We start from the raw sequence: 11189 nt of genomic DNA, 5'->3' as shown, positions 1-11189 counted from the left end.
AAGCAGTAAAAGCATTAGGGATGCGGCAACATCCTTAAGACATTTTTAAATATGTTAACCTTAAGTATAACACAGATAGTGTTTTTTTGCGCTTTTTTACTGTGTTATTTTCAAATAAAAGACTATACTCTAAACAGTTCGAAATCTGAAAAGGCAATCCGATGAAGACAGAACTTAGGGTTCGGCGAAGAGGATTAACACATTCAGATTTTGAAATGTAATGAGTATGAGGAAAATCAAGAGGCTGGAATGGCCTTGGGGATTACAGCAGTTTCCTCCGTCCTCTTTGGCGGTCCTTTCTCTATTTCCGGAGCTCACCCCCAAGAGGTCTTTGAAGAAGCTCTGGAAATAGCCTTTGCTTTAGAACCTAAGCCAGTCCGTCTAGGGGCGGAGTCATCAGATATGACCTGTGGACCAAATGGTTGTTTTGTTTGATAAAATATGATGAGGCTGGGGGATCTCTAGCCCTTCTTTTTATGGCTCAAGGGATATCCGATAATGCCATACATAACGACTATCACCATCGGAATACTCGAATCTTTCAAAGAGGAGGCTAGGCAAGGTCAGAATTTGAAATTTGATGAGGAACAATGCTTTAAAGCTGTTACCCTTTGAGAAGGAAGGTAGTCTTTCAGACTTTGCTTTAAGCATGGTATAATAGGGGGAGCAATAAATACTCACAGAAATTCAAAAAAATGACTAGGAAAGCCGATGAAGATTGTTCAACAAGTCTGATAGTCCTGTTGAATATTCTCGATAAAGCGTTTGTGAACGCAATCGATAGACTCCAACAAAGAGGTTTGACGACGTCAGATTAGGATAACGAACTATGAGGTAAGGAATGTGGTAGATAGAGGTATGGGGCGATCCCATAGTAAAATTATTTTAATGGGAGAGCATTCAGTGGTGTATGGTTATTCAGCTATTGCCCTCCCCTTACTAGGAATCGAGGCTATTTGTAGGATTGAGCCTGCTAGTCAAATGCTAACCTTTGATTTTGAAGATTCCCTCTCAACTGCAGTCTATGCGGCTCTTTCTTCCTTAAATCAGTTGGAGGCCAAGATATCTTATAACATCGATTCACAGGTACCTCAAAAACGTGGAATGGGTTCCTCAGCAGCTGTATCGATCGCTGCCATTAGAGCTGTGTATGCTTATTTCGATGAGTTTCTACCCTTAGAAAAATTAGAAATGTTAGTCCATCAAGCGGAAAAGATTGCCCACAGCAAACCTAGCGGCCTTGATGCGAAAACCTGTTTGTCTGATACCCCCATCAAATTCAGTAGGGATAGGGGATTTGAGAGTTTAGACGTCATTTTGGATGCCTATTTGGTGATTGCGGATTCAGGCATTCAGGGACATACACGTGAAGCGGTTGAGAAGGTGGCGCAATTTGAGGAAACCAATCGTCCTCATCTAGCAATGTTGGGAAGTTTGGCTGAGCAAACAGAGGCTGCCATTAAGCTACAGGATAGTCGAGGAGTTGGCCGTTTCATGAACCTAGCACATGAAGAGTTACGGGCTATTGGTGTTAGCCTGACTTTTGTAGATGAGTTAGTGGACCAGGCTAGAACTGCCGGTGCTCTAGGTGCTAAGATGAGTGGCGGTGGTCTCGGTGGTTGTGTCATCGCTCTTGCAGCAAATTTGGAAGACGCATTTGTGATTCGTGAAAAACTATTTGAAAAAGGAGTGCAACAGGTATGGATAGAAAAAGTGTAACAGTCAAATCCTATGCGAATATTGCTATTGTCAAATATTGGGGAAAGGCTGATGCAGAACGGATGATTCCATCAACCAGCAGTATCTCACTTACACTCGACAATTTGTATACCACTACAACTGCCAGTTTTTTACCTGCTGAAGCAAAGAAGGACTTATTCTATATCAATGGTCTATTGCAGGATGAAAAGGAACATGCTAAAATTTCAGCGGTTATTGACCAGTATCGCACCAATCCTAATACCTATGTGAAAGTTGAAACTCACAACATTATGCCGACTGCTGCAGGTTTGTCATCTAGCTCCAGTGGTTTGTCTGCTTTGGTGAAGGCCTGCGATCAATTGTTTGAAACAGGCTACAGCAGATCAGATTTGGCCCAAAAAGCTAAATTTGCGTCAGGCTCATCTTCACGCTCTTTCTTTGGACCAATAGCTGCTTGGGATAAGGACACTGGTGAGATTTACCAGGTGGAAACAGATTTAAAATTGGGAATGGTCATGTTGGTTCTGAATGCCAACAAAAAACCAATTTCTAGCCGGGAAGGGATGAAGATTGCAAGTAGCACCTCAACCGTCTTCCAAGATTGGATCGCTCAGTCCGAGAAAGATTATCAGGCTATGCTTCAGTATTTGAAGGAGAACGATTTTACTAAGGTAGGGCAATTGACGGAAAAAAATGCCTTGGCCATGCACCGGACGAATGAGTTTGCGACCCCATCCTTTAACTATTTGACACCCGAGTCCTACAAGGCGATGGACTTGGTGAAAAGTTTACGTCAAAAAGGCCATGAGTGTTACTTTACCATGGACGCGGGTCCTAATGTTAAAGTATTGTGTCAGGAATCAGACTTGAAAAACTTAAGTCAGATTTTTGAAAAGGATTATGGCTATCAAGTGATCAGTTCAGGAACAAAGGATCCAAGTGATGACAATTAAGGTAACCTCTTGTGGAAAACTCTATGTGGCTGGCGAATATGCGATTTTAACTCCTGGCCAAACGGCTTTAATAAAAAATATTCCTATTTACATGCAGGCAAGTATTAGACCGGCTTCCCACATTCAGCTCCACTCGGATATGTTTGAGTATTCGGTTGGTATGGAGGAGGATGAAAATTATAGCCTTATACAGGAAACGATTAAGGTTTGGGCTCGCTATAGAGATAGGAATCCAGTCGATCTCCCTCAATTTGAATTGAAGATTTCAGGGAAGATGGAAGAAGATGGGCTGAAGTATGGGATTGGGTCCAGTGGATCCGTAACCATCCTGGTTTTGAAAGCTTTGGCCTCCTTTTCGGAAATCGAACTGTCCCCAGATCTTCTGTTTCGGCTAGCCTCCTATGTTTTATTGGCACGGGGGGATAATGGATCGATGGGAGATTTGGCCTGTATCGCTTATGATGCCTTTATTAGTTTTCAATCCTTTGATCGAAAGCGCGTGCGTCTCTATCTCGAAACTCATTCCTTGCAGGAAACCTTAGACTTAGACTGGGGATATCAGATTGAAGTCATTCATCCCCAGTTATCGTGTCAATTTTTAGTGGGCTGGACGAGACAACCAGCTATTTCCAAAGACTTGATTCGGCAGGTGCAGGCGGCCATTGATTCGGAATTTTTAAGGGCAACGAATCTAGCAACTCTAAGTTGTAAAGAAGCTTTCCTAAAAGGAAATCGAGTAGGGGTCAAAAAAAGTCTGAATCACATCAGTGATTTACTCGAGAATCTTAGCCCTGCCATTTATACCCAAAAGCTTTATCAATTACGATTCCTTGCCAGTCAATATGATGCCGTGGCGAAGTCCTCTGGGGCAGGAGGCGGTGATTGTGGAATAGCCTTTGTTTTTGACAAAGACGTGTTAGAGCATTTGCTTCAGGATTGGCAGCAAGCTGGAATCCAACTACTATATCAGGAGGACTTATCGTGAGGAATCGTAAGGATGAACATATCCAGTATGCACTGGCTTATCAATCCCCCTATAATAGCTTTGATGATATGGAGTTAATCCATTCCTCTCTACCGGAGTATGACTTGGCAGATATTGACCTTTCGACCCACTTTGCAGGTCAGGATTTTGAATTTCCTTTTTTTATCAATGCCATGACGGGTGGTTCAGAAAAAGCTGCCGCAGTAAACCGCAAATTAGCTCAGGTAGCTGAGGTTACAGGAATTCTGATGGTAACGGGGTCATATAGCGCAGCTCTTCAAAATCCTAAGGATCTGTCCTACCCAACAAAAGAGGAGTTTCCAGGATTGCTGCTGGCAACCAATATTGGTGTCGATAAACCTGTAGAATTGGGACTGCAGACGGTAGAGAAAATGAATCCCCTATTTTTACAAGTTCACGTAAATGTGATGCAGGAACTACTTATGCCGGAAGGAGAACGTCAGTTTAGATCCTGGAAACAGAACTTGGAAGCCTACGCCCAGCAAATCCCTGTCCCCATTATTCTGAAGGAAGTTGGCTTTGGAATGGATGTGAAAACCATGAAAAAGGCATTAAACATGGGGATTCGAACCGTCGATATTTCAGGTCGTGGTGGAACGAGTTTTGCCTACATTGAAAACCAGCGAAGTGGCAAACGGAGTTATTTGGATGATTGGGGGCAGACTACAGTCCAGGCTCTCTTGAATGCCCAACCTTTGGTGGATGACCTTGAAATTCTCGCGTCAGGAGGGGTGCGACATCCCTTGGATATGGTCAAGTGTATGGTTTTAGGGGCTCGAGCTGTTGGATTGTCCCGAACAATGTTAGACTTGGTGGAGCATTATACGGTTGATCAGGTTATCGAAATCGTGAATGAGTGGAAAGAAGAGCTCCGAATCATTCTGTGTGCCCTGAACTGTCGAAACCTCGAGGAATTAAAATCGGTGGAGTATCTCCTCCATGGGAAGCTAAGCTCTAACCAGATCTATGGGAATGAAACCTGTCTAGGTCTAGAGAATGATTCTATCTCTGAAAATTAGTGGTATAATAGTAGGGTTGAACTTTGGGTTCAAAATCATCTGATTGAGGTGTTATGATGAATAAAGTAGCTATCGTAGCTGCCTACCGCTCTGCCATCGGTAGTTTTGGGGGCAGTCTAAAAGAAATTGAGATAGCCGATTTAGGAGCGCAGGTCTTGCGAACTGCTTTGGAGAAAAAACACATACCTGCTGCGGTGGTGGATGAGGTCATTTTTGGAAATGTTCTCTCTGCTGGGCATGGTCAAAATATTGCTCGCCAAATAGCTATTCGTGCTGGAATTCCAGAAACGACCTCTGCCTATACAGTGAATAAGGTTTGTGGTTCTGGCCTCAAGTCTGTCCTTCTAGCAGCACAATCCATTTTACTTGGGGACAATCAAGTTGTTGTTGCAGGTGGTATTGAGATCATGAGCCAGGCACCCTACCTATCCAAAGCCAGTCGTTTTGGAAATAAGTTGGGGAACATGACCTTGGAAGACTCCGTGCTAACAGACGGTTTAACAGATGCCTTTCAAGACATTCATATGGGAATCACCGCCGAAAATGTTGCCGAAAAATTTAAGATTAGTCGCGAAGAACAAGATCAGTTTGCGTATTTAAGTCAAGAAAAAGCAGCTAAGGCCATTGCCAGTGGACGATTTGTGGATGAAATTGTTCCCATCACCATTCAGGAGAGAAAGGGAGAGCGTGTTTTTCAAGAGGATGAATACCCTCGCTTAACTCCAATTGAGAAACTGGCGACCTTACGCCCAGCTTTTAAGCCGAATGGAACTGTCACTGCCGCTAATGCTTCTGGAATCAATGATGGCTGTGCTGTAGTCCTACTCATGTCGGAGGAAAAGGCGCGTGAACTTGGTGTAGACGTTCTAGCCTATATCGAGTCCTATGCAACAAGTGGCTTAGACCCTGCTTATATGGGCTTGGGTCCGATTTCAGCAACTCGGAAAGCTCTTGAGAAGATAGACTTAACGACAGAGGATTTAGACTTGGTTGAGTTGAATGAGGCTTTTGCAGCTCAATCGATACCAGTCATTTCCGAACTTAATTTAGATCCAAAAATTGTAAATGTGAATGGTGGGGCTCTGGCTCTAGGACATCCAATTGGTGCTAGTGGTAGTCGCATTTTGGTGACCCTCATCCATGAATTGTTGAAACAAGAAAAGGAGTTAGGACTCTGCTCGCTTTGTATCGGAGGCGGTCAAGGAATTTCTTTGATTATTTCCAATGCACAAGCTTATTAATGAAGAGTCAAAACAGAGAACATGATGAAAATCGGAATTGATAAGATTGGTTTTGCCGTTCCAGAATTTGTCTTGGATTTAGCTGATTTAGCTGCAGCTCGGAATGTTGATCCCAATAAATTTAAGATTGGATTACTTCAATCAGAGATGGCTGTTTCTCCAGTGACCCAAGACATTATTAGCTTAGGGGCACAGGCTGCGGCAGCGATTTTGACAGAAGAAGACAAGCAGGCCATAGATATGGTTATTGTGGGGACTGAGTCGAGTGTGGATCAGAGTAAAGCGGCAGCTGTGGTAATTCACGGACTACTTGGGATTCAGCCCTTTGCCCGTTCTATCGAAATGAAAGAAGCCTGTTATGGTGCAACGGCTGGTCTAAGCCTTGCCAAAACGCATATTGCTCAGAATCCGGACTCAAAAGTTTTAGTCATCGCGAGTGATATTGCCAAATATGGAATTGCATCAGGTGGAGAGCCTACCCAGGGAGCAGGTGCGGTAGCCATGCTTGTAACAGCAGATCCAAGTATTTTGGTTCTAAACTCAGATAATGTTTGCCAAACACGGGACATTTATGACTTTTGGAGACCCAATGATGATAAATATCCACGAGTGGACGGTAAATACTCAACTGAGCAATATACAGATTGTTTGACAACGACCTTTGATTATTACAAGAAAAAGACAGGCAAGGACCTCGAAGATTTTGCGGCTATGTGTTTACACATTCCTTTCCCAAAACAGGGCTTGAAAGGGTTGCGCGCCATTGCGAATGAGGGAGAGACCTTGGATCGTTTGACAGAGCGTTTACACGAAGCCATTGTCTACAATCAAGTGGTTGGAAACATTTATACAGGATCCATTTTCCTATCATTTTTATCTTTGCTAGAAAATTCTCAGGCACTTACAGCTGGGGATGAAATCTTATTCTATAGCTATGGAAGTGGGGCTGTTTGTGAAATTTTCAGTGGTTACTTGGTAGAAGGATATAGTGCCTCTCTTCAAGAAAATCGCATGGACCATTTAAACCAACGGACAAAGCTTTCAGTTGAGGAGTACGAAAAAATCTTCTTTGAGGAGATTGTTTTGGATGAGGCTGGTAATTCTATCAATTTGACTCCAGATGACACTCCTTTCGCTTTAGAGAAAATAAGTGAGTTCAAACGCATGTATCATCATTAAAAAAGGGGGGCGGAAGGTATTTTCAGCCCCCTTTTAGAAAAGGAAATGATTTCAATGTTTTCAGGTTTTTATAAACAATCACGACAGGACCGGATTGCCCTCCTCCACAAAGAAAGGTCTCTGACAGAGGAGAATATAGCTACTTTAGTGGAAGACGCCAACCTGCCTGAGGCGATTGCAGGAAAGATGGTGGAAAACCATTTAGGAACTTTTTCTCTACCGTATGCGGTATTGCCAGAGATTCTTGTGAATGGGCATAACTATACAGTCCCTATGGTGACGGAAGAACCATCCGTTGTGGCAGCAGCGTCTTTCGGGGCAAAAATCATTAGCCGTTCAGGCGGTTTTGAAACCTCTAGTCACAAGCGCCAGATGATTGGACAAGTGGCACTTTTTGAAGTGGAGAATGTGGAAAAAGCCAAAGAAGCAATCCAGAATGAAGAAGAAAAACTGCTTCAGATGGCCAATCAAGCCTATTCTTCCATTGTCAAAAGAGGTGGAGGTGCCCGTCAGCTGACGGTTGAGGTGAAGGAGCCTTTTTTGATCGTCTATCTTCATGTAGATGTTCAAGAGGCTATGGGAGCTAATATTTTAAACACCATGCTGGAGGCATTGAAAGAGCCTCTGGAATTTATTAGTCAAGGACAGGCCTTGATGGGAATTCTGTCTAATTATGCGACGGACTCCTTGGTAACAAGCCGTTGTCAAATTCCTATTGCCAAACTATCAATGAAAAAAGCGGAAGCTGTTCAAATAGCAGATAAAATAGCCTTGGCTAGTTTGTTGGCCCAGGTAGATCCTTATCGAGCAGCAACCCACAATAAAGGAATTTTTAACGGGATTGACGCAGTTGTGGTTGCAACAGGAAATGATTGGCGTGCCATAGAAGCCGGTGCCCATGCCTATGCTAGCCGAGACGGAGTTTATAGAGGCTTATCTACTTGGACGATTGACGGAGACAATCTTGTTGGAGAGATGACCATCCCCTTACCCGTTGCGACTGTAGGTGGGTCCATTGGTCTAAATCCCAAAGTTGCAGCTTCCTTTAATCTCCTCGGGGAAGTGACCGCTAAAGAATTAGCTGCGATCATTGCCTCTGTAGGTCTTTGTCAAAATTTTGCGGCCTTAAAGGCGCTCGTGACAACGGGCATCCAATCAGGGCATATGAAATTGCAGCTGCAATCGTTGGCCTTGCATGCAGGTGCCCGAGTGGAGGAAGTTGCTGAATTAGTTACCGTATTGCGAAAAAGTTCTCATCCCAATTTGCAACTGGCTAAGGAAGTTCTAAAAGACATGCGAAACCAGTAAGTTGGAAGCTGGAACAAGTGATTGGTACCCAAACCTTTTAAAAACCTTTTCAAACTGAAATTTTTCCAAAAAAATCAACTTTTTCCCTTGCAATTCGTAACGGTCTATGTTATGATTATTTACGGTTTGAAAAAACTGCCTAAGACAGTAGGGGAGTTCAACTCATAAAAATCCTACCGAGGACAAAACGTAAGAGGACATTCAGAAAAATCGCTGCTAGGTGTGTTTTTCGAATTGACATAACGATTTGTACTTTCGTGTCTAGGTTTGGGTGCGAATTTTTTATTTGTCCCAAGCAAAATAAAAACGGAGGTAAACATATAATGAGTGAAGCAAGTATTGCTAAGAAAGCCGAATTAGTAGATGTTGTTGCTGAGAAAATGAAAGCTGCTGCATCTATCGTCGTTGTGGACGCTCGTGGTTTGACAGTAGAACAAGATACAGTTCTTCGTCGTAACCTACGCGGAAGCGAAGTCGAGTACAAAGTAATCAAGAACTCTATTCTTCGTCGTGCAGCTGTTAAAGCTGGTCTTGAAGGAATGGAAGATGTCTTTGTTGGACCATCTGCAGTTGCATTTTCAAATGAAGATGTTGTTGCACCAGCAAAAATCTTGAATGACTTTTCTAAAGAAGCTGAAGTACTTGAAATCAAAGGTGGTGCTATCGAAGGCGCTGTCGCAAGCAAAGAAGAAATCATGGCCTTGGCTACATTGCCAAACCGCGAAGGACTTCTTTCAATGCTCCTTTCCGTACTTCAAGCGCCAGTTCGCAACGTTGCTCTTGCAGTCAAAGCGGTTGCAGACGACAAAGAAGGTGCAGCTTAATCCAAGTTGCCTAGTCTATTAGACACACAATTATTAAAAATATTTTTTGGAGGAAATCACAATGGCATTGAACATTGAAAACATTATTGCTGAAATTAAAGAAGCTTCAATCCTTGAGCTTAATGATCTTGTAAAAGCTATCGAAGAAGAATTTGGTGTAACTGCAGCTGCTCCTGTAGCTGTTGCTGCAGCAGGTGCTGCTGATGCAGGTGCTGCTAAAGATTCATTCGACGTTGAATTGACTGCAGCTGGCGACAAAAAAGTCGGCGTAATCAAAGTTGTTCGTGAAATCACTGGTCTTGGTCTTAAAGAAGCTAAAGAGCTTGTAGACGGAGCTCCAGCAATGGTTAAAGAAGGCGTTGCAACTGCAGAAGCTGAAGAAATCAAAGCTAAATTGGAAGAAGCTGGTGCTTCTGTAACTCTTAAATAATAGAGTTTCCAATTGATGAAAACCCCCACGATTCCTAGAGTCGTGGGGGTTTCATTTTTGAGTTTATCTAAAAGTTGAAATCAGTTGTTAACTTTTGATATGATGTTTTCAGCGATTTCTTGTAGGATTTCGTTAGCAGGACGCTTGCTAGGTTTAAGATTTATTGTGATATGTGAGAGGCCAAGTTCTTTTTGTTCTTGCCAAAAATTGGCAAGGGAATTAGAACCCCCACGTAGATAGATATTATGGAAAAGCTCTACAGGTGCATTAGGATCTTCTAAAAGTTCTACAAAGTTAGCGTAGCCAAAAGGATGCCAACGGCCATCATGGTTTTTCTCTTTCACCAAGTTAATGATATCTTGAGTGGTGTGTGGATCAACTCCATGCCAAATCCATGCATCTGCTTCATTAGCCAACCAACTGATGTTTTGTCCTGAACGTCCGATGGAAACCATCGGTAAATCTTGATTGACTTTAGGAATAAAATCTACTCCTCCATCGAGAGAATTGTAAAATTGACCTTCAAATTTCGGAAAACTTATATTTTTACGTGTCAATGTACGAATCAAGTCCCATGCTTCTCTGAAGCGATCTGCTCTATCTGTAAAATTCTGCTGAAAGATTGGGTATTCAATTGGGCGATCTCCAGCAGATAGACCGAGTATAAACCGGTCTCCAGATAGAAGTGCAGTTGTGGCAGCACTCTTGGCTAGATGAATAGGATGACGAAGTGTAGATATTAATCCAGCAGTTCCGAGGTTAATTGACTGTGTCTTAGCTGTAAGGTAGCCGAGAAGTGTAATAGGATCTAATCCTTGTCCTACGTCACCGAAGTTAGGGTCGTATAGAGGTACATCTCGGAGCCATAGTATCGAAAATCCCGCTTGCTCAGCTAAATTCGCTAGGTTTCCTAGATCTGTTATGTCGGGTATTGGTGTATCTGGATACCCTTTAAATGGAGCTATAAGCCCGAATGTTAGTTTTTCTTGTTGAAAGACTTTGTTAAAAGCAGGATGTATGAGTTCTCGACTGGTCGAATCTTTGCTTTTTTTGCTTCTAGAAGAATTTACAAAGGAAGAAGTATCCTTGTTTAAAATTGAAAATTTAGGTAAATGTATTTTATTATTCTCTTGTACCATATTTTTTCCTCTGTCTTTAATAGAAAATTGTAGCGATAACTGAAACTGACATTAAAAACCATGGAGGTCAGTTTCAAATGGTGAAGGACTGAAATCAATCTCTGAAGCATTCTACTTACTTATTTATGTTAAAAGATGTGATTTCCCGTAGTCTATATTGTATTTAGCTCGCTGTTGCTTGAATAAGCAATTAACCAATTCCGATTTCCATAAAAATATTCTCTTGTTCTAAGATTTGGAATACTTCACGAATTTCCTCTGGGAAGTGAATAAATTCATAGGCAGGGATGGTTGATAAATCAAGGTCTATCGCAGCTAAAAAGATACGATATTCAAGAGCAGCTATCTCATATATGGAAAAACTGACTCGTATCCTTTGGCATTGTGAC

At 42.4% G+C, this 11189-nt stretch carries 11 protein-coding genes and 1 other annotated feature; of the genes, 10 read left to right on the top strand and 1 reads right to left on the bottom strand.

Annotated elements, in window-relative coordinates:
• The first annotated feature begins 210 nt into the window (after nt 1–210).
• From I2503_RS04285 to rplL, 10 genes are all read left to right on the top strand, one after another.
• Nucleotides 211–435, top strand: a complete 225-nt coding sequence (locus I2503_RS04285; protein WP_196967140.1) for a hypothetical protein — start codon at nt 211–213, stop codon at nt 433–435.
• A gap of 423 nt (nt 436–858) precedes the next feature.
• On the top strand, nt 859–1719 hold the full coding sequence (mvk, locus tag I2503_RS04280) for a mevalonate kinase (protein WP_196091867.1): 861 nt from the start codon (nt 859–861) through the stop codon (nt 1717–1719).
• A complete protein-coding gene (gene mvaD / locus I2503_RS04275; protein WP_196967139.1) occupies nt 1701–2654 on the top strand; it encodes a diphosphomevalonate decarboxylase in 954 nt (317 codons plus the stop codon). The genes mvk and mvaD overlap by 19 nt, the downstream gene beginning before the upstream one ends.
• On the top strand, nt 2641–3639 hold the full coding sequence (locus tag I2503_RS04270) for a phosphomevalonate kinase (protein WP_196967138.1): 999 nt from the start codon (nt 2641–2643) through the stop codon (nt 3637–3639). Before mvaD ends, I2503_RS04270 begins: the two co-directional genes overlap by 14 nt.
• Entirely contained in the window at nt 3636–4679 is a 1044-nt protein-coding gene (gene fni, locus I2503_RS04265; protein WP_196967137.1) for a type 2 isopentenyl-diphosphate Delta-isomerase, read from the top strand. Before I2503_RS04270 ends, fni begins: the two co-directional genes overlap by 4 nt.
• A gap of 56 nt (nt 4680–4735) precedes the next feature.
• Nucleotides 4736–5920 carry an acetyl-CoA C-acetyltransferase gene (locus I2503_RS04260; RefSeq protein WP_196967144.1) on the top strand — a complete coding sequence of 395 codons (1185 nt, stop codon included), beginning with the start codon at nt 4736–4738 and terminating at the stop codon, nt 5918–5920.
• 24 nt (nt 5921–5944) lie between these two features.
• A complete protein-coding gene (locus I2503_RS04255; protein WP_196967143.1) occupies nt 5945–7099 on the top strand; it encodes a hydroxymethylglutaryl-CoA synthase in 1155 nt (384 codons plus the stop codon).
• 48 nt (nt 7100–7147) lie between these two features.
• The gene (locus tag I2503_RS04250; RefSeq protein WP_196967142.1) at nt 7148–8407 is read left to right on the top strand and encodes a hydroxymethylglutaryl-CoA reductase, degradative; all 1260 of its coding nucleotides are present in this window, start codon (nt 7148–7150) and stop codon (nt 8405–8407) included.
• A 120-nt stretch (nt 8408–8527) separates the two neighbouring features.
• Nucleotides 8528–8700, top strand: a sequence feature (ribosomal protein L10 leader region).
• A gap of 30 nt (nt 8701–8730) precedes the next feature.
• Nucleotides 8731–9231 (top strand): 50S ribosomal protein L10, encoded by a 501-nt coding sequence (rplJ, locus tag I2503_RS04245; RefSeq protein ID WP_196091375.1) that lies wholly within the window; start codon nt 8731–8733, stop codon nt 9229–9231.
• A 61-nt stretch (nt 9232–9292) separates the two neighbouring features.
• Nucleotides 9293–9661 carry a 50S ribosomal protein L7/L12 gene (rplL, locus tag I2503_RS04240; protein WP_196091376.1) on the top strand — a complete coding sequence of 123 codons (369 nt, stop codon included), beginning with the start codon at nt 9293–9295 and terminating at the stop codon, nt 9659–9661.
• A gap of 80 nt (nt 9662–9741) precedes the next feature.
• Here the strand turns inward: rplL and I2503_RS04235 are convergent, their stop codons facing one another.
• A complete protein-coding gene (locus I2503_RS04235) occupies nt 9742–10800 on the bottom strand; it encodes a TIGR03571 family LLM class oxidoreductase (protein WP_196967136.1) in 1059 nt (352 codons plus the stop codon).
• Nucleotides 10801–11189 lie beyond the last annotated feature (389 nt).

Origin of the sequence: Streptococcus sp. NLN64 (genome assembly GCF_015831295.1) — a bacterium.
Taxonomy (GTDB): Bacteria; Bacillota; Bacilli; order Lactobacillales; family Streptococcaceae; genus Streptococcus.
This window is presented reverse-complemented; position numbering and strand designations above follow the sequence as displayed.